This window comes from Kitasatospora sp. NPDC008050 (assembly GCF_042957465.1).
Taxonomy (GTDB): domain Bacteria; phylum Actinomycetota; class Actinomycetes; order Streptomycetales; family Streptomycetaceae; genus Kitasatospora.
Window position 1 is genome coordinate 97724 of sequence record NZ_JBIBIJ010000011.1, and the last position, 22768, is coordinate 120491.

The following is a 22768-nucleotide window of genomic DNA, read 5'->3' on the forward strand; positions in this document are numbered from 1 at the left end:
ACCGCAGAGGTGCAAGGTGTATGAGCTGATCCTCCGTCACGCAGCGGATCTGCGGGACAAGACCGCCTTCGCCGACGCCGATGATGCGGTGAGCTACGGGGATCTCGCCCGCCGTACCGCCCGGGTGGCCGGCAACCTCCCCGTCGATCGCGGACGTCGGGTGGCGCTGTGCCTGGGCAACGGGGTGCCTGCCGTCACGGCCACGCTCGGCGTCTGCCGGGCGGCCGCGGTGGGCGTCCTGCTCGACCCGCGCAGCGACGACGACGACCTTCGGTTCCGGCTGGCGGACAGCGGAGCCGGGTTGGTGGTCACCGACCGCGAACACCTGGCGCAGGTCCGGCGGGTGGCCGGCGTCGGCGTGGTGACCGTTGACGACCTGCTCGCGCCCACCCGCACGCCGCCGCGTGACGACCTCGGGCCGGATGAGCCCGCCTGGCTCCACTACACGTCCGGCACCGGCGGGGACCCGAAGGGCGTGCTGTCGGCGCAAGGAGCCTGGCTCCGGTCGGCGGAGCACGCCTACCGGGGGCTGCTGGGCATGTCCGGCGACGACCACCTGCTGTGGCCGCTGCCGCTGTTCCACGCCTTCGGGCACTCGATGTGCCTGGTGGGCGTCCTGGCGCTGGGCGCGAGCGCCTACCTGATGGACCGTTTCACGGCGGAGGGGGCCGCCGACCTGCTGCGCCGGACACCGTTCACCGCGCTGGGCGGCGTGCCCACCGTCTTCAGCCGGCTGCTGGACGTCGGGGCGCCACTGCCGCCCCGGTGTCTGTCGGCCGGGGCCCCGCTGCCCGAGGAGCTGCGGGTCCGGTTCCGCCGCAGGTTCGACCGTGAGCTGCACGACGGCTACGGCAGCACGGAGACGTCCGGGAAGGTCGCCGTCGACGGCGTCGTGCTGCCCGGAATCGAAACCCGGTTCGTGGACGGCGAGATCCAGCTGAGGATGCCCGGTGCCGACCGGTGGCACGTCACCGGGGACCTCGGCCACGAGGAGGGCGGCCGGCTGGTGGTGACCGGGCGGGCCGGCGACATGATCATCCGGGGCGGGGAGAACATCCACCCGGCCGAGATCGAGCGGGTTCTCGCCCCCTGCCCGGGCGTCCAGGATGTGGCCGTGGCGGGTGAGCCCGACCCGGTCCTCGGCGAGGTGCCGGTCGCCTACGTGGTGGGCGAGGCGGACCCGGTGGCGCTGCTCGCCTTCTGCCGTCGCCGGCTGCCGCCACACCGGGTGCCGGAGGCGATCCGCCCGATCAGCCGGATTCCGCAGACGTCCTCGGGCAAGCCCGCTCGGCGGCGGCTCCGGTTCCAGTACCTGCTCGACGTGGTCGGGCGGGCGACCGAGGCGATCACCGGCCGGTCGCCCGGGGCGGACCAGCCGTTCGCCGAAGCCGGGCTGGACTCGCTCGGCACGGTGCGACTGCGCGAGAGGCTGGGCGCGCAGCTGGGCCTCGCGCTGCCACCGTCGCTGGTCTTCGACCACCCCACGCCCCGTTCGGTGGCCGGCTACCTCACCGGCGGGGCGTCCGGCCCGCCGCCGCCCGCCCGGCCGGCCACCGAGCCGATCGCGATCGTGGGCATGGCCTGCCGCTATCCCGGTGGGATCAGCAGCCCCGAGGACCTCTGGCGGGTGGTTGCCGCCGGCCAGGACACGATCACGGAATTCCCCACGGACCGGGGCTGGCCCCTGGACGAGTTGTTCCACCCGGACCCCGACCACGTGGGCACCAGCTACGTCACGCGCGGCGGCTTCCTCACCGACGCGGCCGACTTCGACGCCGCGTTCTTCCGCATGTCGCCGCGCGAGGCCCTGGCCACCGACCCGCAGCAGCGACTGCTGCTGGAGACGGCGTGGGAGGCGCTCGAACGCGCGGGCATCGCGCCCGAGTCGGTGCGGGGCAGCAACACCGGCGTGTACGTGGGCCTGATGTACAACGACTACGCCGGCCGTTTCCGGGGCGCCGCGCATCAGCTGGAGTCCCAGATCGCGCTGGGTGCGGCGGGCAGCGTGGCCTCCGGGCGGATCGCCTACCACCTGGGGCTGCACGGACCGGCGCTCACCCTGGACACGGCCTGCTCCTCCTCGCTGGTCACCATGCACCTGGCGGCGGACGCCCTGCGGGCCGGGCAGTGCGACCTGGCCCTGGCCGGCGGCGCGACGGTCATGGCCACGCCCGACAGCTTCGTGGTGTTCAGTCGCCAGCGCGGCCTGGCCCCGGACGGACGGGTGAAGCCCTTCGCCGCGGCCGCCGACGGCACGGCCTGGTCGGAGGGCGTGGGGCTGCTGGTCCTGGAGCGGGTGACCGACGCGGTGCGGGCCGGTCACCCGATCCTGGCCCTGCTGCGGGGCTCGGCGGTGAACCAGGACGGGGCGTCCAACGGCCTCACGGCGCCCAGCGGGCCCGCCCAGGCGGCCGTGATCCAGCAGGCGCTGGCCGACGCCGGACTGACCGGCGCCGAGGTGGAGGTGGTCGAGGCCCACGGAACCGGAACCGCCCTGGGCGACCCGATCGAGGCGGGAGCGCTGCTGGCCACCTACGGACAGGACCGGTCGGAGCCCGTCCTGGTCGGTACCGTCAAGTCCAACCTCGGGCACACCCAGGCAGCCGCCGGGGTCGCCGGGGTGATCAAGACCGTGATGGCGATGCGGCACCGCACCGTGCCCGCCACGCTGCACCTCGACGAGCCAAGCCCCCACGTCGACTGGTCCGCCGGTGCGCTGCGCCTGGTCACCGAGCCCACGCCCTGGCCGGCGCGGAACCGTCCGCGCCGTGCCGGGGTGTCGGCCTTCGGGATCTCGGGGACCAACGCGCACGTGATCGTCGAGGAGTACGAGCAGCTGCGGGTGGCGTTCCTCTTCCCGGGGCAGGGGGCGCAGCGGCCCGGGATGGGACGGGACCTGGCCGCCAGGTACCCGGTGTTCGCCGCGGCGTTCGAGCAGGCCTGCGCCCAGCTGGATCCGCAGCTGCGGGAGGCGATCGGCACCGACCTGGTGCACCGCACGGACTTCGCCCAGGCGGCCCTGTTCGCCTACGAGGTGGCGCTGTTCCGCCTGTTGGAGTCCTGGGGATACCGCCCGGACGCGCTGATCGGGCACTCCGCCGGGCAGATCGCGGCGGCTCACGTGGCGGGCGTCCTGTCCCTGCCGGACGCGGCGAGACTGGTCACCGCCCGCGGGCGGCTCATGCGCGACCTACCGACGGGCGGCGCCATGGTCGCGATCCGGGCCGCCGAGAGCGAGATCCGGCTCACCGCCCGCACCGCGATCGCGGCCGTCAACGGGCCGGACTCGGTCGTCGTGTCCGGCCCGCAGGAGGAGGTGCTGGCCATCGCCGCCGGGTTCGAGCAGACGACCCGGCTCACCGTCAGCCACGCCTTCCACTCCCCGCTCATGGACCCCATCCTGGCCGAGTTCGCGCAGGTGGCACGGAGTCTGACGTACCACCAACCGCTCATTCCGGTCATCGGGGCCCGCCCGCAGGACCCGGACCACTGGGTGCGGCACGTGCGCGAGACGGTCCGCTTCGCCGACCACCTGGCCATGGTCGAGGGCGCCACCCTGGTCGAACTGGGCCCGGGCAACACGCTGGCCGCGCTCGTCGAGGGTGTCGTCCCCACCACCGACCCCGAGCGGGCGGCCGCCCGGCTGCAGGGCACCCGCGCCTTCGACCGGCAGCGCTACTGGCTCGACCGCGCCGCCGAGCACCCGTTGATCGAGTCGACCGTGGTCGTGCCCGGTTCCGGTGAGGTGGTGTGCGTCGCCGACCTCAGCCCGGTGTGGCTGCTCGACCACGTCGTCGACGGAACGGCGATCGTGCCCGCCACGGCGATCCTGGAGCTGGTGCTGTACGCCGCGGCGCGGGCCGGCTGCACCACCGTCGACGAACTGGTCCTGCACACGGCGATGCGCCTTCCGCAGACGCGGCGGGCCGAGATCGTCGTCCGCCCCGAGTCCGACGGCGCGCGGCCGTTCGAGGTGTACGCGAACGGGGTCCGCTGTGCCGGCGGCCGACTGGACTCCCGGCCCGGGCCGCAGGTGGACCTCGGTCAGTGGCCCCCGCCGGACGCCGAGGAGCTCGACGTCGAGCACGCCGACTACGGACCCGCGTTCCGCGGGCTGAGCAGGATGTGGCGCCGCGGCGACGAACTCTTCGGCGAGGTACGCGGACAGTTCCCGGACGCGGGGCGGTTCGCGCTGCACCCCGCCCTGTTCGACGCGGCGTTGCACCCGGCACGGCAGCTCACCGGCGGGATGCCCTTCGCCCTGCGCGGTGTGCACCTGCTGGCGCGGGGCGCCACCGGTCTGCGCGTGCGCATCCGTGACGGGCGGATCGACCTGACCGATCAGCGGGGCCGGCCGGTGGCGTGCGTCGAATCACTCACCGTGCGTACGGCCGCGACCGGCCGGGGCACGCTGTTCCGCCCCGAGTGGCAGCGGGTTCCGGGCCCGCTGCCGCACGGCCGGGTCCTTGAGGTGCCGCCGGGCGACGCGCCCGCGGCCCTGGCGCTCACGCTGCGGGAGCTGCAGGACGCCCGCGGGCACCTGACTGTCCTGGTGCGGCCGGCGGACCTGGCCGCAGCGGCGGTGGCCGCTCTGGTGCGGGTCGCGCAGACGGAGCACCCCGGCAGGTTCACCCTGGCCGAATCCGACGCCGGGCGCACCGAGATCGTGTCCGAGCGCGCGGAGCTGGTCCCGGTGCCGGGCGGGTCCTTCAGCTGGCGCGGGACCGTCCTGGTCACCGGTGGCGGCGCGCTGGGCCGGGCGCTCGCCGACCACCTGCGGGACCAGGGAGTGTGCGTCGTGGTCGCCAGCCGCAGCGGCGAGACGCCGCTGGACGTCACCGACCGGGCGGCCCTGGCCGCGCTGGTCGACTCGATCGAGGACCTGCGAGCCGTCGTGCACACCGCCGGGGTCCTGGACGACGGGATCCTGGCGTCGATGACCCCGGCGCGCGTCGAGACGGTGTGGCGCCCCAAGGCCGAAGCGGCCTGGCACCTGCACGAGTTGACCGCGCACCGGGACCTGGACGCCTTCGTGCTGTTCTCCTCGGCCGCCGGTGTGCTCGGTCACGCCGGGCAGGCCAACTACGCGGCGGCCAACGGCTACCTGGACGAGCTCGCCCGTCACCGGCACCGCCTCGGGCTCCCCGCCCTCTCGCTGGCCTGGGGCCCGTGGACGATCGGGATGATGGCCGACCGGACCGCCGGTCCCGGCCTGCTGCCCCTGACGCCCGCCGAGGGCGTGGCACTGCTGGAGGCGGCGCTGGGCACCGACGAGCCGGTCCTGGTGCCGATCGCCTTCGACCTCCCCCAGCCTTCGGCCGGGAGGGGCCCCCATACCCGGCCCAGGAGCCGCAGCACGCCGCAGCAGGCCCCGCCGGGCGACGTGCTGGAGCTGGTGTGCACCGAGGTCGCCGCCGTGCTGAGCTACCCGGAGGTGCAGCCGGACACCCCGATCCTCGACCTCGGCTTCGACTCGCTGACCTCGATCGAGCTGCGAAACCGCCTGGAGGCGCGCACCGGCCTGCGGCTGCCCGCCACGGTGGTCTTCGACTCCGCCACACCCAGGGCCCTGGCCGAGCAGCTGCGCCCGCCACCCGCTCCGGGGACGCTCGCCTTCCTCTACCGCAAGCTGTGCGAGCTGGGCCGGCCCCAGGAGGCCGTGCACCTGCTCGTCTGCGCGTCGTGGGCGCTGCCGTCGGCGGCGACGCTCCCCGCTGTGGCCCCGCAGAGACTCAGCGACGGCGACGGCGACGGCGACGGCGATGGCGACGGTCCGGCGATCGTCTGTTTCCCCTCCTTCACCTCACCCCCGGGGGAGTACGGCCCCCTGGCCCGGCACCTGCCGGGCCTGTGGCTGCTTCCGCACCCGGGGTACGAGGGCGGCCCCGTGCCGCAGGACGTGGCGGCGCTCGTCCGCGCGCACGCCGCCTCGATCGGGCAACTCGACCGGCCGGTGGTGCTGCTGGGCCGCTCCACCGGCGGCCTGGTCGCACAGGCCGTCGCGGAGCAGGTCGGCGCTCTGGCGGTGGTGCTGGTGGACACCCACCCGGTCCGGGACGAGCAGTGGCTGGCCGAACTGGCGGTCCGCAGTGCGCTCAGGCTCGACGAGCCCGCTCTCGCGGCGATGGGCGCCTACACGCGCCTCTTCCTGGACCGGCCGGGGGAGACGACCGTTGCGACCCTGCACCTGCGAGCCGGCGACGTGCCGGGCGACCACCACTCGGTCCTGGAGGAGCACGTGGCCACCACAGCGGAAGCGATCCACCGGTGGCTCTCCCGGACGCTGCCGTCCGAACCGGGGGACTGACCGGGGAACCGGAGGGATTGGCGTGCGAGGTGTGCCCGGTGTGCCCGGTGGGCGCCCGTGCGGTGTCAGTGACTCAGTCCCACCGTGCGGCGGATGGTCCGCGGGTCGGTGAGGAGGTCGAGCATCGCCCTGGCGACGTCCGCGCGGGCGATGCTGTTGCCGGGTGGGCCTGAGTCGATCGCCGGCCGGTAGCGGCCCTGTCCGGGGCCGTCGGTCAGGCGGGCGGGCCGCACCGCGGTCCACTCCAGGTCACTGGCGCGCAGGATCCGCTCCGTGGTCTCCAGATCGGTGTAGAGCTCCTTGAACACCACCCACAGCAGCGGCGACAGCACCCGCCGCGCCACGAACGACTGCCCGGCCCCGGAGCGGTTGAGCGTGCCCGCGCTCACCACGACGAGCCGCCGCACCCCCGTCGCCGCCATCCCCGCCGCCGCCGCGCGGGCCGAGGCCGAGGCCGGATGGAGCGGGTCGTGCCGCCCGGCTTGACCCACGCCCGACAGCACGGCGTCCGCGCCCTCGACCACCCCCGCCACCTCGTCGGGGTCGAGGGCGTCCGCCCGCACCACGGTCAGCTCCGGATGCCGTACGGCAAGCCGTGCCGGATCACGGACCACTGCGGTGACCCGGTGCCCGTCGGCCAGTGCGTGTGCGACCAGGTGCCGTCCGACACCACCCGTCGCTCCGAGGACGGTGAGCCTCATGACGCCTCCCACGGGAGTCGGGATTCCCCTCCCATCATCGGCCCGTGCGCCCGCAGGGCGAATGGTCAGCGTTCGGGACAGGCGGCCCGCTCGGGGCCGGCGGCGGCCTGCACGAGGTTTGCTCCAGGCGCTCCAGAGTGTCCAGGGCCGCGGTCCGTTCGCCGCTGGTCAGGCCGGCGATCACGAGGTCCTCCAGCCGGCTCCAGCTCTGCTCGACCTCGCGGCGCAGGGCCTGGCCGGCCGCGGTGGGCTCGATGAGGGAGGCGCGCTTGTCGCCGGCTCGGCCACCCGAGCCTGCTGCCGCACGGGCTGGTCCCCGTGGCGCCCTCGGCGATCGCCGCCACGGGCCAGGTCTACACCCAGGAGGGGCCGAAGGACTTCGTGACCCCGAGGGAGCTGGACGAGGCCGCGATCCGGCAGACGATCGACGACTTCGCCCAGGCGGCCCGCAACGCCGTCGAGGCCGGCGTCGCGGACATGATCGCCTACGGGGCCCTGTTCCTCGCCAACCCCGACCTGCCCGCCCGCCTCGCCGCCGGCGGCCCCTTCAACACCCCCGATCCGGCCACCTTCTACGGCGGCGACCACCGGGGTTGCACCGACTACCCCGCCCTCGCCCTCTGACCGGCGAGCCCCCAACTCGTCCGCCGTCCAGGCCGCATGGTGGTGCCGAGCCCGTGCGCTTCCCCCGCTCCCAACCCCAGGGGTTCCCGTGACGCCGCCCGGCGAGGCGGTGGCCGTTGCAGTCCGGGTTCCGGAAGTACAGTGCCGGCATGGACTATCGAACGCTCGGCAGCAGTGGGCTCCTTGTCTCCGTGGTCGGACTCGGCTGCAACAACTTCGGCGGACGTCTCGACGCGGCGCAGACCCGTGCGGTGGTCGAGGCGGCACTCGACGCCGGGGTGACGCTCTTCGACACCGCCGACATGTACGGCGGCCTGGGCGGATCCGAGACACTGCTCGGCCAGGCGCTCAAGGGGCGGCGCGACGAGGTCGTGCTGGCCACCAAGTTCGGCCATCAGTGGGCGGACCTGGGGTACGGCCCCGCGGCTGGGGCGAAGGGCGGCCGGGCCTACATCCGGCGGGCGGTCGAGGAATCGCTGCGGCGCCTGCAGACCGACCACATCGACCTCTACCAGTTGCACACCCCCGACCCGCACACGCCGATCTCCGAGACGCTCGCGGCGCTCAGCGAGCTGGTGCGGGAAGGCAAGGTGCGCTACATCGGGCACTCCAACTTCGCCGGTTGGCAGATCGCCGAGGCCGCGCACGTCGCCCGCGAGATCGGGGCGGTGCCGTTCGTCTCGGCCCAGAACGAGTGGTCGCTGCTCGAACGCGGCGTGGAGCGGGAGGTGGTGCCGGCGGCGTTGCACTACGGCCTCGGTGTGCTGCCGTTCTTCCCGCTCGCCAACGGTCTGTTGACCGGGAAGGTGCGCCGTGCCACGGGTGTCCCCGCGGGCTCGCGCCTGGCGTCGCGGCCCGAGCGGGTGACCGAGGCCGGCCTCGACGCGGTCGAACGCCTCGCCGCCTGGGGCCAGGCGCACGGCCGCAGCGTCCTCGAGATCGGCGTGGGCGCGCTCGCCGCACAGCCCGGCTGTGGCTCGGTCATCGCCGGGGCCTCCAGTGCCGAGCAGGTACGCGCCAACGCCGCCGCCGGACAGTGGGCGCCGACCTCCGAGGAACTGGCCGAGATCGACGCGCTCCTCGGCGCGGAGCCGGCCGCGGCCTGAGCAGCCCGGCGCGGACGGGTGCGACGGGCGCGGACGGCCGCTGCGCAGGCGAGTCGGTGGCACGGCCGGCAGGCCGTCGCGGGTCTCCCCGCCAGCATCGCGAGGGCGATATCGGCGAGGACGCCTCCCAGGTGCGGACCGGCAACGCGCCGCGCGCGATGGCGACCTGGCACAACCTGGCCATCGGCGCGCTGAAGCTATCCGGCGTCACCAACATCGCGGCCTGCCTCCGCCGCAGTGCCCGTGACCCACGACGCCCACTGGTGCTTCTCGGCCTCGCGTGATCACAAAAAGGGACATCACCGGATTACGCCGATGCTCTGGGGTGAGGGGCAGCTGACTACGCCGAAGACCTGGCCCGACCGTGGCGGCGCGCACGACACACACCCAACCGAATCGTGTGATAATGGAGTTCGAAGAACCGAAACGTGGAGTGCGTGGGCGTGGTCCCGCCTTTCCCACCGCTGCTCGGCCGCAGGAAGGCGTCAGCTGGTCGCGCAGCGAGAAGCAATCTTCTGCTCGGTGAGCTGCCGCATCCGTTTAGTCCGGCAGAACTTTCCCCCCAGGCCCTCATGAGCGGTGCACAAGTCTGTGTTGCGAGGAAGCCATGGCTCAAGCCGGCATGTGGAACATGTTTCAGGAACTGGGAAATACCCTGGACCGGGAGTGGCGGTTGCACGACTATTCCGAGGACTCCTTCCCGGAGATTTGTGTCGATCTCCTCGGTTCGGGATCGGATCTCAACGGATTTGACCCCCTGGAGTTCGCGGCAGAGACCGTTTGCGGTCCGAGCCTTCCGCATCAGATAGACATGTGCGCGAGGTTCGGCCAACCTCCGCTGACACTGTTCAGCACGAGCCGTTTCTACCTGGGCCTCCTGTATTGGCTCTCATCGACCACTTCCATCCACGAGCACGGCTTCCAAGGCGCTTTCCGAGTGGTCTCGGGATCCAGCCTGCACAGCCGGTGGCATTTCGATGGGAGAATCGAGGTCTCCCGTCATGTCATCATCGGTGATGTCATCCGAAGCTGCTCCGAGGTGCTGTCGGTCGGAGCTGTCCGCCCGATATTGCCTGGGCCTGATGGAGCACATTCCCTGTTCCATCTCGAACATCCATCAGTGACGCTGATAGCGCGGACTCACGCGGATCCCAGGGCCCAGCCACAGTACGATTACCATCCGCCCTCGGTGGCCACCAATCCGTTCTTCGACGACCCGCCGACGCAGCGTCGGTTACAGTTGATGCGAATGTTGCAGGTGGATCCGGAACGCTTTCAGGAATGTGTGCGGCGGTGGCTTGCGACCAGTGACTTCATGTCCTCGCTCTCGCTGCTCTTCGAGCTCTGTAAAACAGCTCAGGGAACCGTTCTCCTGGATGAGTCCATCGACCTCGTTGCCGAGCGGTACGGGAGCCTTGGAGAGCCGCTACGAGAGGTCACCGATGTCCTGGTGCAAGACCTCCAGCTGACGGCCCTGCGCGAACGCGTCCGAGACCCGGGTGCCCGGTTGGTGCTCGCACTCATTCTGAACGGCGCTGACCGAGAGGGATCGCTCAAAATCTTCTCCCAGAAGTATGGCGGAAATCCCGTCGAACAGTTGGCCGCAGCGATCGGAGTATTGCTCGACGAGGGCGACGGAATCAGCATCGCCGACCCTGTTCCAGAAATTCTCCGAATCCTGCTCGAAGGACACAAAATAGATCTCTCGGAAATTCTACCGGAAAATCGGGTGAGGTACGAAGAAATATCCTTCTTGCTGGCGAATTCCGCCCTCCTGAAGAGACTCCTGGCGCCGAGTCGTGTCAGCGTTCCAGCGACCGTGGGTGACGCGCAGTAAGAGCGATCAGGCCTTCGTGCAGTATCAGATCCAGCAAAGGAGAGGAGGAAATGACATGTCGAACGGACGCCCCAAGGTAGACGTTGATCGGTTGATCAGCGCACTGTCGCAAAGCAAGTTGCTCAATCTGGAGACATCGGTCCGTGACGTCCTGCAGCCCGATCTGCTGAAAGCAGTGTCGGAGGATGACAATGTCGTCTTCTGGAACAACAATTACTGCGTGGTCGTGAAGCCCGTTCCGGAACCGCCCTCGCCCCCGCCCCCGGATGACGGGGGGACACACCCGACGTGACCCAGCAGTAACCGTTCCCAGGACCTACTGAAACGTGCGGAAGGTGGATCCCGAGTGAGAACTCCGCAGGATGGCGCCTCGGGCAACCAGCCAGCCGCTTGTTCAGCAGCCGACCTCCGTCAGCGAATCAGCGAGGTCATGCAGTACGCCAGCGCGAACCTCCGGCATCTCGATGAATACGCCGCGCGCTGGCCGGACGACGAGGGCGAGCTGGTCCGAAAGCAGGACAAGCTCGTCCTCGAGACAGTGCTGCTCCTGCTCGTCGCCGATCGAGTGGGAGCCCGGCAGAACGAGCGGTCCTGGGCAGAGCTGGTCGAGTACTGCACGCGATGGTGCCGCGCTCAACGCGTTCGGTATGTGATGGCCCGGCACCCCCAGACGGTAACCAGTCTTGGGGCCGGCCACCTGCATCTCTCCGCACTGGGCTACCCGGACGCGGGAATGGACCGCCTGGTCGCCAATGCTGTGCGGACCGGCGAGGTCGGCGCACACGGGTGCTCTCCGTTCCGCCGGATGGAACAGCAGTGGATATTCCGGCAACTTGCCTCCGGTCCGCTGGGAGAGATTTTCTCCGGCCTGATCACGCCATGGGATCTCGACACACCCTTCATCTCGTCGGACATGGTCGGCATCTACAGCAACAGGGACGACTGCTATGCGCTGACGCATGCTCTGATGTACGTCACCGACTTCGGGCAGGACGAAATTCCCGGCATCACGCCGGAGGACCTGCGGTCCTCCATCGGATCGGCCGCCTGCCTGGCGCTGGCCATCAGCGACTTCGACATACTGGGGGAGCTACAGCTGGCTGACGCGGTGGTCCCGGGCACCGCCTCCGGCGCCGTACAGTGCGGCTGGGCACTGCGGACACACGTGTTGCACAAACAGGGCTTCCTGCCCGGACCGACCTTCCGCGACGAGGACTACGAACGCCAGCCGGCTGCCGGGCGCGACGCCTACCGCTTCCTTCACCAGTACCACGTGGCGTACGTCGATGCACTGCTCTGCGCGACTGTGCTCGCCAGGAACGAGGAGTGGCTCAGCCCGGGAGAGAACGCCACACCTGCTGTCCCGAGTCCTGACGCGCTGCGAATCGTCGACATCGCCTGGCCATCGCCGCCGCACCGGACCCCACCAGCCGTGGCCAACCTGCTTGAACTGCCGATCGCCCCCGCAGTGCTACTCGAAGCACTGACCGAAGCAGCAACCATTGCCATTGTGCGACGCTACGATCTCACGGCCCTCACCCGCATGGTTGTGGCGTCCAAGGATTCTCGTGCGGGAGATTCGAAAGGAATCCAGGTCGCGGCCCAGTTCCTGTCGAACCAGGCATCGCTGATCTAGCTGATCGGGGTTGACCTCACGGCGGCACTGGCCCGCTGACCGCGGACCCGCGCGCGGCGGTCACGCTCCCTCTGTGTGTGGTGCCCGGGTAGGTCCAGCGGAACGGGCGGGCGTGTGTGCCGAAGAACCCGGCTGAGTCCATGCGGCACCACCTGAGCCGGCGTGACCAGCGCGGCACCGGCGGCGACGCGGTGGGCGACGTAGGGCAGGGAGCCGCCGGCGTGGGAGAGGATCACCTTCATGCGGGTGTGGCGGCTCATCACGCCGTTGAGGGTCATCTGGACGGCCGTGCGGGCGGTGTCGAAGGTGAAGTCGATGACCGGTGCGGAGATGCCGGGGAGCATCGGCATCGCCGGCTCGGTGGGGTGGATGAAGACCACGGCGGCTCACTCGGCTGCGTGAGCAGCGGCGTGAGCGCCAGGCGCTCGGCTACGCGGCCTTCGCCCCCGCTGAACGGGCCCAACTCGCCGAGCAGCTCAACCGCCTCGCCGAGATCATCGACGACCTCGGCTGACGCCCCCACATGTCGCGGCGCCAGGAGGCATTGGTGATCGTGTTCAGCGGTCGCCGGGGGCAACGAGACCGGACTCGTAGGCGAAGACGACGGCCTGGGCCCGGTCGCGCAGGGAGAGTTTGGCGAGCACGTGGCCGATGTGGGTCTTCACGGTCTGTTCGGCGACGACGAGTGTTCCCGCGATCTCGGTGTTGGACAGACCCCGGGCGATGAGGACCAGGACTTCGGTCTCGCGCGCGGTGAGGCCGTTCAGTCGCAGGGCCGGGGCGCGGTACGGGGCGGGCCGTTGCCTGGCGAAATCCGCGATGAGGCGGCGGGTGATCGACGGGGCCAGCAGCGCATCGCCGGCGGCGACGACGCGGACGGCCTGGATCAGGTCGGCGACCGGTGCGTCCTTCAGCAGGAAGCCGCTCGCGCCGGCCCGCAGCGCCTCGTAGACGTAGTCGTCGAGGTCGAAGGTGGTGAGCATCAGCACCTTCGGGCGGTGGACGACGTCGGGCGAGGGGTCCAGGAGCCGCCGGGCCGCCTCCAGGCCGTCCATCTCCGGCATCCGTACGTCCATGAGCACCACGTCCGGACGGGCGCGGCGGCTGACGTCGACGCCCTGGCGTCCGTCCGGGGCCTGGCCGACCACCTCGATGTCGCTCTGCGCGCAGAGCAGTGCGGCGAACCCCGCGCGGACCATGGCCTGGTCGTCGACGACGACCACCCGGATCGTCATGCGGTGCCGCCGTCCCTGTCTCGCACGGGGATCCAGGCGGCGACGCGGAAACCGCCGTCCGGCAGCGGGCCGGTGTCCAGAGTGCCGCCGACCAGCCGGATGCGTTCGCGCATGCCGATCAGGCCGTGTCCGGTGCCCGTGTTCTCCAGCGGGTCCACGGGCTTCGGCGGGGCGCCGTTGACGACCAGGACAGTCAGGTGCCCACCGTCGGGGGAGAGGGAGACCGAGACGCGGGTGTCCGCGCCGGGCGAGTGTCGCACGACGTTGGCCAGCGCCTCCTGCGCGATGCGGTAAGCGGACAGTTCGAGGGCCGACGGCAGGCCGCCGAGCGCGGCGACCTCGCCGGCGACGTGCAGTTCGGCCGGGGTACCGGCCCGCACGCTCGCCTCGACCAGGCACGGCACCCGGTCGAGGCCGGGCTGCGGGGCCCGCTCGTGGTCGGCGTCCTCGCTGCGCAGCACACCGAGCAGCCTGCGCATCTCGCGGAGCGACTCGCGCGCGGTGGCGGCGATGGTGACGAACTCCTCTCGGGCCTCGGGCGGCACTCCGGCGATCCGGTAAGGGGCGCTGTCGGCTTGGATGGTGATCAGCGACATGTGGTGGGCGACCACGTCGTGCAGTTCCCGGGCGATCCGGGCCCGCTCCTCCAGCAGGGTGCGCCGTCCGCGTTCGTCCGCGTTGACGCGCTCCTGCTCGACCAGTTGCCGCTGTGCCTCACCGCGCTCGCGCAGCGCCCCTCCGGCCAGCAGCACCAGGCTTGCGAGCACGAAGAGCGTGCTGTTGGTGCCGTCTCCTGCCGTGGGGAACGCTCTCCACAGGAAGACCCCGACCACCCCGAGGCCCAGCCACACACCGAACAGGGTGCGGCGTGTCGCGCGCCGGGTGAGGGCCGCGAGCAGCACCGACTGACCGATGACGACGGCCAGTGGCCACGGCCAGCTCTGCCCGGAACCCCCCCGGGGTCGCTGCCAGTACCAGGGCGCCGACCACATCGGCGGCTGTCATGACCCACCACGCCTGCACCGGTCGGGCGACCGCCAGCAGCAGCGGGGCGGCCTGGGCGGTGGCCAGCCCCAGAGCGAGGGCACCGCCCAGGCCGTAGAGCTGCGACATCAGTTGGGCGCCCAGTTGGGTGAGCCAGCCGGCCAGGACCAGCGAGACGGCGTACGGCAGTAGCCGCTGCCAGCGATGGCGGGCCTCGGCGAACAGCGGCACCGCAGGCCGAGCGGCGGCGGAGTGCGGCTGCCCGAGGGGGCGCAGGAGCCGCCGTACGGCCAGGAGGAAGGCGGGGGCGGGGATTTGGGGGGCGAGGCGATCGTTCATGCGGTGGCCAGCGTATGCGGGCGGGCGCTCGCCGGTCGTCATACCCAGGGACCGGGCCGGGCCTCATACCGGGGTACGACGTCGGGCGGGTCCGCGTGGTGCGGGTGGTCCGCGTGGTTGGTGTGGTCCGGGTGGTCCGGGTGGTCCGATCAGCCGTCAGGTGTCCGGTGTCCCGCTCGATGCGCGTACGGGTGGTTCGCGCCGCGGGGCGTCAGCGGACGAACCGGATCTCGGGGTAGCGCGGCGACGGGGCGTGGAGCAGGCCGCTGTCGTGGTGACGCAGGTGCAGGTCGAAGAACGCCCGGATGTACGTGCGTTGGACGCGGACCGAGCGCTGCGGATCTCCGCTGCCGATCTGCTCGACGACCTGCTCGGCGGTGAGTTCGAGCACCGGGGCGAGCTGTGGGTAGAGCACTTCGCCGTCGGTGAACGAGCCGTGGGTCGATCCCGTCAGCCGCAGCTGGAGCTTCGGACCGCGCTGGTTCTCCCAGAACACGTCCCAGCCGGCGAAGGCGTCGTCGTGGTCACTGGTCAGCAGCAGGAACGGCAGGTCGGAGCCCGCGGTGGCAGCGGCGCCGACGAACGGACCGTCCAGGCTGAGACCGGCCTTGACGCGTGGGTCGTCGTGCATCGTGGCCGCGGCGGTGCAGCCACCGAGGGAGTGCCCGAACATGCCGATGCGGGCCAGGTCGAACGCACCGCGCAGGCCGCTCGGCAGCGGGCGCTGCTCGGCGTCCGGGTTGCGGCCGGCGTCGAGGGCGGCGAGCTGGTCGAGGACGAAGCGGGCGTCGGCTGCGCGCACCCCGGTTTCCTGAGCCATGACCTGCTCGGTGGGATGCTCCGGGACGGTGCCGGTCTCGATCCGTCCGCCGGGGAACTCGACCTCGGGCGAGTCGTGGGTGTGGTCGATCGTGACCACGATGTAGCCGTGACTGGCCAGCTCCTCCACCAGGGTGGTGCTGGAGTTGCGGTCCATGCTGTACCCGGGCGAGTAGAGCACGACCGGGCGGGGACGGCCCTGCTCCACCGGAGCGCCCAGGTGTCCGTGGGAGGCCGGCCAGCGCACCAGCCCGGCGGGCATGCCCCAGCCCTGCTCGAAGTGGGGCACCGCACCGGTGGAGAGCCACGGCGCCGCCGGGTAGCCTCGCACGCTCTGCGCCGGGTACCAGATCTGCACCATGAGCTCGCGTGTCGGGTGGGAGGGTGTCCACGGGTCCGTGCGTGCCGGGTCGACCAGGTGCAGTGAGACGGTGCCGATGCGTTCGGGACCGGTTGGCGCAGGCAGCGTGAGCCGGCCGCTGTCGGCCGGCAAGCCGGTCAGGGGCCTCGCGGCCAGGGCGGACCGGGACGAGGCGGTGGCCGGCGCGGCGGTGCTGACCAGTTCGAGACCCGTCACCGCAGTGACGGCCGAGAGCGCCAGAAGGCGACGGCGCGACAGCGTGGTTGCGGGCGGCAGGTGTTGGGTCATGAGGCGTTCGCCTTTCAGCAGGAGCCGTCGGACGGCGATGAGCAGGCCGCCCGAGGAGAGGTCGGGCGCGGGCTGGTTCGCCCGAACGGGAGTAACCGTAGGCGGACGGGCAGGCGTGCGGCCTCACACCTGAGAGCCAGGTTCGGCCTCATACCTGGGTACGGCACCGGACGACGCAGGCTGGGCCGGCGCCCCCCTTCTTCCCGGCGCGCGGTGTGACGGCGGGGAGGAGGTTCAGCCGCCGAGGGTTTCCACCACGGGGCGCTGGGGGTGGTAGGTCGCCCAGCCGGGGTCTCCGGTGGCGGCGAACGCGACCCAGGCGCCGTGCACTTGGGCTGCGAGTCCGGCTGGGGCGGGGTCGGGGCCCAGGAGGCGGGTGTCTGCGTGCAGCCAGGGTTGGTCGGCGTTGTCGAACACGAAGGGCAGTTCGACGGTGTGGGCGGCGCCGAGTCGCCCGCCCAGGGCCGTCGAGCGGTACCCGAAGGAGTAGAGGTGTGTGCGGCCGCCCGAGAGCCGCGCGTGGGCCTGGGCCATGCGCGTCGTACCGGCCTCGAACAGGGCCTGCCCGAGCAGGGCGGAGCGCAGGTCGCCCGGTGTTCGGTCCGGCTGTGCCGCGCGCTGTGCGGTGAGGGCGGTGTGCGGGTCCGTGTGCAGTCGGGTGGCGAGGGCGAGCAGGTCGGCCTGCGTGGTGGATTCCAGGGCGCCGTGCGGGACGAGGTAGAGGCGCCCCTCTTCGGTGGTGGTGCCGATGAGCAGGTCGACGTCGCGGGCCGGGCCCTCGGCGAGGGCGTCGGCGGGCTGGACCGGCAGGACCAGGCTGAACGGGCTGAACCCGGCCAGCGGGTCCGTGGCGGTGTCGGTGCGCAGGTCGAGGCCGGTCAGGGCGGGCAGGATCGCCAGGAAGCGCTCGTCGGGGATCGGGGCGAACGCCTCGGCGGTCGCCTCGATGCCGAGCGCGGCGGCTGCCGTGGCGGTGACCCGTTGCGCCTGCTCCGGGGTGAACGCGCCGGTGCCGCTGCCGCTCTGGATGATCGCCCGCCGGAACAGGCCGCCTGCCTGTGGTGTCGCGAGGAGCGCGCCGATGAGCGTGGCGCCCGCGGACTGGCCGAAGACCGTGACGTTGCCGGGGTCGCCGCCGAATGTCGCGATCGTGTCGTGCACCCAGCCGAGTGCGGCGAGCACGTCGAGCAGTCCGCGGTTGGGCGGAGCACCCGCCAGATCGAGGAAACCGGGGATGCCGAGGCGGTAGTTGACCGTCACGAGGACGACGCCGTCGCGGGCGAAGGCGCTGCCGCCGTAGAGCGCGGCGCGGTTCGAGCCGCTGACGAAGCCGCCGCCGTGCACGAAGACCATGACGGGGCGCCGGGCGCCGTCGGCGGCGGGCGTGTGGACGTCGACGCTCAGGTACTCCTCGCCGGGCACCCAGCCCGGCCCGAAGTAGGGGGTCATGTCGAGCCGGCCGAAGTCGCGGGCCGGCTGGGGAGCGGTGGGCGAGGGCCGCCTGCCGTCGCGGATGCCGGACCAGCCCGGGTGCGGTGCGGGCGGGGCGAAGCGGCCGGCGCCGGTGGGCGGCGCCGCGTAGGGGAGGGCGCGGTAGCGCTCGCCGGATCCGTCGAGCAGGCCGCGCACGGCGCCCGCCGGGGTTTCGACGACCGGATCTGCCTGTCGGGGCACGGGAGGTGACTCCTTTTCTGGTGGGGGGTCAGGAGAGGCGGGAGAAGCCCGCCCACTCCTTGATCGTGAACGTCGACCCGCTGCGCGCGACCTGCGCGGCGCCCTGGCCGCCGAAGTGCGCCGGGAAGAGGAGCGCGTTGGTCTCGGCGGCGCGGCCGAGCAGTCTGTGCCGGGTGGCGCGGGAGGCCGCCGGGTCCTCGCAGAAGCAGGAGTTGGTCTGCGGATGTGTGATCTGCAGGGCGGTGTGCACCAGGTCCCCGACGAACAGCGCCTGATCGCCGCCGGATTCGAGGGTGAGCACGGACGAGCCGGGGGTGTGTCCGGGCGCGAGATCCAGACGCAGGTTCCTGTCGATCCGGTACGTCCCCTCCCACAGGTGCGTCAGTCCTGCCTGGTGGACGGGTGTGACGCTGTCCTCGAAGACGTTCTGGTTCCCGCGGCCGAGCACGGTCCTGTTCTCGTTGGCCGGGTCCCAGAACTCGAAGTCCCGCCGGGTCATCAGGTAGGTGGCGTTCGGGAAGGTCGGCACCCAGGTCCGGCCCTCCAAGCGGGTGTTCCAGCCGACGTGGTCGATGTGCAGGTGGGTGTTGACCACGATGTCGACGTCCTCGGGCCGCACCCCGGCGGCCGCGAGGTTGTCGAGGTAGTCCGTGTTCAGGCGGTTCCACACCGGTGCGTAGGGCCGGTCCTTGTGGTTGCCCACGCCGGTGTCGACGAGGATCGTGCGTCCCTGGCTGCGCAGCAGCCAGGACTGGACCGCCGTGCGGCACTCGTTCGTCTGCGGGTTCCAGAAGTCGGGTGCCAGCCAGTGGCGTTGCTCCTGCCACGCGCCGTCGGGGCTGTCCGGGAAGAACCGGTGCGGCGGCATCTCGGCCGAGCCGTAGAACTCCTTGATGCGGGTGACGGTGACCTCGCCGATGGTGAGTTGCTCCGGGGTGCGATCCATGGGGTCCGTCCTCGGGTCCGGGGTAGGTGTCGCAAGGGGACCGAGTCTGGACCCGCGGACGGACATGGACCACGCCCGGGTTGTCCTACCCCTCGCAGGGTGTGGCTGGGATCGCGCCGCGCACGAATACTGGGGTGATGAACGGACCCGGCCCGCTCGGCGCCTTCCTCCGAGCCCGACGAACCCGGCTGCGACCCGAGGACGTCGGCCTGCGCGACCTGGGGCCCCGCAGACGGGTGGCCGGGCTGCGGCGCGAGGAACTGGCCCAATTGGCGGGCGTCAGCGTCTCCTACTACGCCCGTCTCGAACAGGGCCTGTCCCGTGGGGCGTCGGCCGAGGTGCTCGACGCGATCGCCCGTGCCCTGCTGCTCGACGAACACGAGCGCGAGCACCTGGAGCGGCTCGCCGTCGCCGCCCGCCACGCGCCCCGGGTGCGCCGCCCGCGGCCCGAGAAGCTCGCCGACGAGACACGCGACCTGCTGCGCGCCGTGGACGGCGTCCCGGCGGTCGTGCTCGGCCGGCGCACCGACGTGCTGGCCTGGAACCCCCTCGGGCATGCCCTGCTGGCCGGTCACCTGGACTTCCTCGGCCCGAACGACCCGGCGCGGCGCCCGAACATGAGCCGGATGCTGTTCCTGGACCCGCACTGTCGGGAGCTGTACGCGGACTGGAGGCGCAAGGTGCGCGCGGTGGTCGGCAACCTGCGCATCGCCGTCGGCAGGCACCCGCAGGATTCGCTGCTCGCGGAGCTGATCGGCGAGCTGACGATGAGCAGCCCGGAGTTCGTCGCGCTGTGGAGGGATCACCGCGTGGCAGCGTGCGAGGCCGCCTCCTACGAGCTGCACCATCCCGTCGTCGGCACGGTGACGGTGACGCAGCAGACGCTGTCGATCGCCCGCTCACCGGATCAGCTGCTCATCGTGTGCACGACCACCGCCGACTCCCCGTCGGAGGAGGCCCTCGCGCTCCTTGGGCAGGCGAGCGGCAACCGGGCGGTGTACGCGGGCGGCGTCGGCGTTCCCGGCAGGTCACTCTCCTCGCCGTGACGGACGGCCCACCGCGGCGACCGGCACGGACGAGCACAGCGGTGCGACGCCGAGCTCACCCTCGTCGTCACACGCGGCAACCCGGCGCAGGGCCGCTACGCCAGGCCGGCTACTGGAGGGTCTCCGTCGCCAGTGACGGGGTGGCGGGCGGGACGCTCGGGGCCGCGGTGCCCGCGACCCATCCCGGCAGGGTCGGCAGTACCGCTTCGGCGATCCGGTACAGGCTCGCGTCGTTCACGGTTCCGGCGTCCTGGCGCCAGATCGCGAGTTCGTAGGAACCGCCGTGCCCGTCCGGGTGCTTGCCGATCACGAGGCTGTGCGCGACCCCGCCCGGCGCGGGCGAGGTCGAGCCGCCGCCGAGCGAGAAGCTGAAGCCGGTGGTGTTCAGATTGCGTTTCCGCACGCCGGTGGGTCGGCCACCTATTTCTTCCCGATGGCCGAGGCGCTGCGCCGGGCGGCGCGCCCGCTGGAGCTGGACATCCTGTCGGTGCAGTACCCCGGCCGGCAGGAGCGCCGGCCGGAGCCCTGTGTCGACGACCTGCAGACGCTGGCCGACCTGGCCGTCAAGGAGCTGCTGCAGTTCACCGACCGGCCGCTGGCGCTCTTCGGCCACAGCATGGGCGCGATGGTGGCCTTCGAGGTGGCCCGGCGGTTCGAGCAGCAGTACGGCATCACGCTGCTGACGTTCTTCGCCTCCGGTCGCGGGGCGCCCGGCACCGCCCGGCAGGCCGGCCTGCACCGGCTGCCCGACGCGCCTCAAGAACCTGGCGGGGCTGAGCCAGGGCCAACGCCGTTCGGTTCGGGGGCTGTACCGTCATCGGCCGGATCACATACACGGCCAACTATCTGAGATGAGCCACTAACCGGGCTCGGCCGGAGGTGGTGCGGGCACCCGGAAGGCGTTGAGCAGGGCCGAAGTCGCGAGGTACGCGCCGATCAGGTTGACCATGTCCAGGACGCCGGTCTGCCCCACCGCCTCGACCGCGAGGCGGTACGTGTCGTCGCAGACGGACCGCGTGCGTGCCAGTTCGTCGGTGAAGCGGTGGACGGCTGCCTCGGTGGACGAGAAGTCGGCACTCGAGCGCCCGGCGAGGACGGCCTCGATCACCGGCTCCGCGACGCCGGTGTGCCGGGCCATCGCGGTGTGGACGTAGAGCTCGTACTCGCAGTTCCACACCGCCCCGACGGTGAGGATGACGATCTCACGCAGGGGCGCGGCCAGGGACGACTGGGCCTGGTCGGCGAGGACCCAGGCCAGGAAGGCCGTGCCGACGGCGGGACGGTGCACGAACGCGTTGAACGGGCCGATCAGATCTCCTTCGGCCGTGGCGGCGGCGGCCCCCGCCTCCCGGGCCCACGGCACCACCTCGGCCCGGATGCGTCGCTGCGCGGCGAGCTGGTCCTCGGTGAGCGGACCGCGGGAGGCCAGGGGCAGTCGCCCGCCCCAATCCCGGTCTGCGGTCGATGGCTGAGCGGCGCCGGTCATGACGCGGCGAAGGCGGTGATGAGGTCGGACAGGGCCTGTGGCGCCTCCAGCGGCACCTGGTGGCCGGAGTCGACCGATGCGATCGTGACGTTGGACAGGTGGGGCACCGTCAGTTTCTTCTGCATCTCCAGGCCCCAGACCGGGTCGTGGTCCGCCACGATCAGCAGGGTCTCGACGTCGATCGGCGCGGCGCGCTCGGTCCAGTCCTCGTAGATCCCCTTGTTCAGCCATGCGTCCCAGGCCTTGCGGTTCATCCGCGCGTAGTCCTCGCAGGTGCGGTCGAACACCTCCGGCGTCAGCGGCACCGCGGTGCGGTCCAGCACGAACTTCTCCGCGTCAGCGTGGTCCCTGCGGCTCTCGAACAGTTCGCGCGGCAGGTCCTCGCCGCCGACCTCCTGCCCGAGCGGGGTGGGGGTGATCAGCACGAGCTTCGTCGGCGGATGCTTGAGCCCCAACCCGGTGCCGGCCCGGCTGGCGAGGATCTGCATGACCTTGCCGGTCATCGAGTGGCCGACCAGCACGTAGTCGGTCAGGCCGAGCTCGTTGATCGTGGCGGCGAACGCGGCGGCCATCTCGGCCATCGTGTAGCCGGGGATCTCGCGTGCCTCGCCGTGGCCGGGCGCGTCCACGGCGACGACCCGGAACTGCTCCGACAGCGGAGCGCTGGCCTCGATCCATTCGCGGCGGGCGAAACTGAACGAGTGCGAGGCCACGAGGGTGCGCCCGGGGCGCTTCGCACGGGGCTGCTGAGGAGTGTGGGTGATGGGAAGCACGATCTAACCTCCGGTTGCTTGCGGTGCGAGGGACGGGGTGGTCGGCCGGGTGAGGATCAAGCCCTGCACGGCGGTGCGGGCCAGGTGCACGCAGGAGTCCACGTCGACGGGCTGGTGGCCCAGCAGCAAGCGGAACGCCGCCGGGCCGAACAGCAGATCGATCGCCGCATCGGGCTCGACGTGCGGGTCGAGCTCGCCGCGCGCGACCCCGCGTTCCCACAACTCGCGCAGCGCCGCGCGGCGCGGCGCGAAGAACCGGGAGTTGAGCAGGTCGGCGGTACCGGGTTCCAGCACCGCGGCGGCGACCAGCTGAGCGAAGACGATGCCGTCGCGACCTTGGTAGTACTCGGCCAAGCTGGCGACGGCCTGGACCAGGTCGTGCGCGCTGTCCCCGGTCTCGACCAGCGGCACCAGGCGGCCGATGTGCGCGGCGAAGGCCTCGATCGCCAGTGCGGTGCGGTGCGGCCAGCGCCGGTAGATCGTGGGCTTGCTCACACCGCTGCGGCGGCTCACCGCCTCGACCGTGCATGCGGCGACGCCGCCTTCCAGGAGCAGTTGCGTGGCGGCGGTGAGCACGAGCTCCTCGTGCACGGGCTCGCGAGGCCG

General features: G+C 71.8%; 18 protein-coding genes and 2 pseudogenes. 9 read left to right on the forward strand and 11 right to left on the reverse strand.

Annotated elements, in window-relative coordinates; all coding sequences use genetic code 11:
* The first annotated feature begins 16 nt into the window (after nt 1-16).
* Nucleotides 17-6307 (forward strand): beta-ketoacyl synthase N-terminal-like domain-containing protein, encoded by a 6291-nt coding sequence (locus ACFZB9_RS22310; RefSeq protein WP_391449659.1) that lies wholly within the window; start codon nt 17-19, stop codon nt 6305-6307.
* A gap of 65 nt (nt 6308-6372) precedes the next feature.
* Here the strand turns inward: ACFZB9_RS22310 and ACFZB9_RS22315 are convergent, their stop codons facing one another.
* Nucleotides 6373-7008 (reverse strand): NAD(P)-dependent oxidoreductase, encoded by a 636-nt coding sequence (locus ACFZB9_RS22315; protein ID WP_391449661.1) that lies wholly within the window; start codon nt 7006-7008, stop codon nt 6373-6375.
* A gap of 276 nt (nt 7009-7284) precedes the next feature.
* Here ACFZB9_RS22315 and ACFZB9_RS22320 point away from each other — a divergent pair.
* From ACFZB9_RS22320 to ACFZB9_RS22345, 6 genes and pseudogenes are all read left to right on the forward strand, one after another.
* Nucleotides 7285-7632 (forward strand): annotated as a pseudogene (locus ACFZB9_RS22320) (hypothetical protein); the annotation flags it as partial.
* 149 nt (nt 7633-7781) lie between these two features.
* Nucleotides 7782-8738 carry an aldo/keto reductase gene (locus tag ACFZB9_RS22325; protein WP_391449663.1) on the forward strand — a complete coding sequence of 319 codons (957 nt, stop codon included), beginning with the start codon at nt 7782-7784 and terminating at the stop codon, nt 8736-8738.
* 131 nt (nt 8739-8869) lie between these two features.
* Nucleotides 8870-9022, forward strand: a complete 153-nt coding sequence (locus ACFZB9_RS22330; RefSeq protein WP_391449665.1) for a hypothetical protein — start codon at nt 8870-8872, stop codon at nt 9020-9022.
* A gap of 323 nt (nt 9023-9345) precedes the next feature.
* Nucleotides 9346-10575 carry a hypothetical protein gene (locus ACFZB9_RS22335; RefSeq protein WP_391449667.1) on the forward strand — a complete coding sequence of 410 codons (1230 nt, stop codon included), beginning with the start codon at nt 9346-9348 and terminating at the stop codon, nt 10573-10575.
* Entirely contained in the window at nt 10562-10867 is a 306-nt protein-coding gene (locus ACFZB9_RS22340) for a hypothetical protein (protein WP_391449669.1), read from the forward strand. Before ACFZB9_RS22335 ends, ACFZB9_RS22340 begins: the two co-directional genes overlap by 14 nt.
* A gap of 138 nt (nt 10868-11005) precedes the next feature.
* Nucleotides 11006-12211, forward strand: a complete 1206-nt coding sequence (locus ACFZB9_RS22345) for a DUF6895 family protein (RefSeq protein ID WP_391449671.1) — start codon at nt 11006-11008, stop codon at nt 12209-12211.
* Here ACFZB9_RS22345 and ACFZB9_RS22350 read toward each other — a convergent pair.
* The 6 genes and pseudogenes from ACFZB9_RS22350 to ACFZB9_RS22375 form a co-directional block, all read right to left on the reverse strand.
* Nucleotides 12208-12591 (reverse strand): hypothetical protein, encoded by a 384-nt coding sequence (locus tag ACFZB9_RS22350; RefSeq protein WP_391449672.1) that lies wholly within the window; start codon nt 12589-12591, stop codon nt 12208-12210. The genes ACFZB9_RS22345 and ACFZB9_RS22350 overlap by 4 nt on opposite strands.
* Nucleotides 12592-12768: 177 nt before the next feature.
* Complete coding sequence (locus tag ACFZB9_RS22355; RefSeq protein ID WP_391449674.1) at nt 12769-13446, reverse strand: response regulator; 678 nt, start codon at nt 13444-13446, stop codon at nt 12769-12771.
* Nucleotides 13443-14769 (reverse strand): annotated as a pseudogene (locus ACFZB9_RS22360) (sensor histidine kinase). The gene ACFZB9_RS22355 and the pseudogene ACFZB9_RS22360 overlap by 4 nt, the downstream one beginning before the upstream one ends.
* 211 nt (nt 14770-14980) lie before the next feature.
* Entirely contained in the window at nt 14981-16237 is a 1257-nt protein-coding gene (locus tag ACFZB9_RS22365) for an alpha/beta hydrolase family protein (RefSeq protein WP_391449676.1), read from the reverse strand.
* Nucleotides 16238-16471: 234 nt separating this feature from the next.
* Nucleotides 16472-17911, reverse strand: a complete 1440-nt coding sequence (locus tag ACFZB9_RS22370; protein ID WP_391449678.1) for a carboxylesterase/lipase family protein — start codon at nt 17909-17911, stop codon at nt 16472-16474.
* 28 nt (nt 17912-17939) lie between these two features.
* A complete protein-coding gene (locus ACFZB9_RS22375; RefSeq protein ID WP_391449680.1) occupies nt 17940-18857 on the reverse strand; it encodes an MBL fold metallo-hydrolase in 918 nt (305 codons plus the stop codon).
* A 137-nt stretch (nt 18858-18994) separates the two neighbouring features.
* Between ACFZB9_RS22375 and ACFZB9_RS22380 the strand changes: the two genes are divergently transcribed.
* A complete protein-coding gene (locus tag ACFZB9_RS22380) occupies nt 18995-19903 on the forward strand; it encodes a helix-turn-helix domain-containing protein (RefSeq protein ID WP_391449682.1) in 909 nt (302 codons plus the stop codon).
* 109 nt (nt 19904-20012) lie between these two features.
* Here the strand turns inward: ACFZB9_RS22380 and ACFZB9_RS22385 are convergent, their stop codons facing one another.
* Entirely contained in the window at nt 20013-20306 is a 294-nt protein-coding gene (locus ACFZB9_RS22385; RefSeq protein ID WP_391449974.1) for a hypothetical protein, read from the reverse strand.
* Here ACFZB9_RS22385 and ACFZB9_RS22390 point away from each other — a divergent pair.
* A complete protein-coding gene (locus ACFZB9_RS22390) occupies nt 20220-20753 on the forward strand; it encodes a thioesterase II family protein (RefSeq protein WP_391449683.1) in 534 nt (177 codons plus the stop codon). The two genes, ACFZB9_RS22385 and ACFZB9_RS22390, sit on opposite strands and share 87 nt — an antisense overlap.
* Before the next feature lie 9 nt (nt 20754-20762).
* On the opposite strand, the gene ACFZB9_RS22395 is transcribed toward ACFZB9_RS22390, so the two are convergent.
* From ACFZB9_RS22395 to ACFZB9_RS22405, 3 genes are read right to left on the reverse strand one after another with little or no spacing between them, the layout of a single operon-like run.
* Nucleotides 20763-21389: a carboxymuconolactone decarboxylase family protein gene (locus tag ACFZB9_RS22395; RefSeq protein WP_391449685.1), complete on the reverse strand. Its 627-nt coding sequence runs from the start codon at nt 21387-21389 to the stop codon at nt 20763-20765.
* The gene (locus ACFZB9_RS22400) at nt 21386-22162 is read right to left on the reverse strand and encodes an alpha/beta fold hydrolase (protein ID WP_391449687.1); all 777 of its coding nucleotides are present in this window, start codon (nt 22160-22162) and stop codon (nt 21386-21388) included. The genes ACFZB9_RS22395 and ACFZB9_RS22400 overlap by 4 nt, the downstream gene beginning before the upstream one ends.
* A gap of 3 nt (nt 22163-22165) precedes the next feature.
* Nucleotides 22166-22753 (reverse strand): TetR/AcrR family transcriptional regulator, encoded by a 588-nt coding sequence (locus tag ACFZB9_RS22405; protein ID WP_391449689.1) that lies wholly within the window; start codon nt 22751-22753, stop codon nt 22166-22168.
* Nucleotides 22754-22768 lie beyond the last annotated feature (15 nt).

Coding starts and splice junctions, on each gene's coding strand:
- ACFZB9_RS22375 (WP_391449680.1), bottom strand. CDS start 18,857: ATGGATCGCACCCCGGAGCAACTCACCATCGGCGAGGTCACCGTCACC.
- ACFZB9_RS22365 (WP_391449676.1), bottom strand. CDS start 16,237: ATGACCCAACACCTGCCGCCCGCAACCACGCTGTCGCGCCGTCGCCTT.
- ACFZB9_RS22380 (WP_391449682.1), top strand. CDS start 18,995: ATGAACGGACCCGGCCCGCTCGGCGCCTTCCTCCGAGCCCGACGAACC.
- ACFZB9_RS22315 (WP_391449661.1), bottom strand. CDS start 7,008: ATGAGGCTCACCGTCCTCGGAGCGACGGGTGGTGTCGGACGGCACCTG.
- ACFZB9_RS22335 (WP_391449667.1), top strand. CDS start 9,346: ATGGCTCAAGCCGGCATGTGGAACATGTTTCAGGAACTGGGAAATACC.
- ACFZB9_RS22325 (WP_391449663.1), top strand. CDS start 7,782: ATGGACTATCGAACGCTCGGCAGCAGTGGGCTCCTTGTCTCCGTGGTC.
- ACFZB9_RS22355 (WP_391449674.1), bottom strand. CDS start 13,446: ATGACGATCCGGGTGGTCGTCGTCGACGACCAGGCCATGGTCCGCGCG.
- ACFZB9_RS22345 (WP_391449671.1), top strand. CDS start 11,006: ATGCAGTACGCCAGCGCGAACCTCCGGCATCTCGATGAATACGCCGCG.
- ACFZB9_RS22395 (WP_391449685.1), bottom strand. CDS start 21,389: ATGACCGGCGCCGCTCAGCCATCGACCGCAGACCGGGATTGGGGCGGG.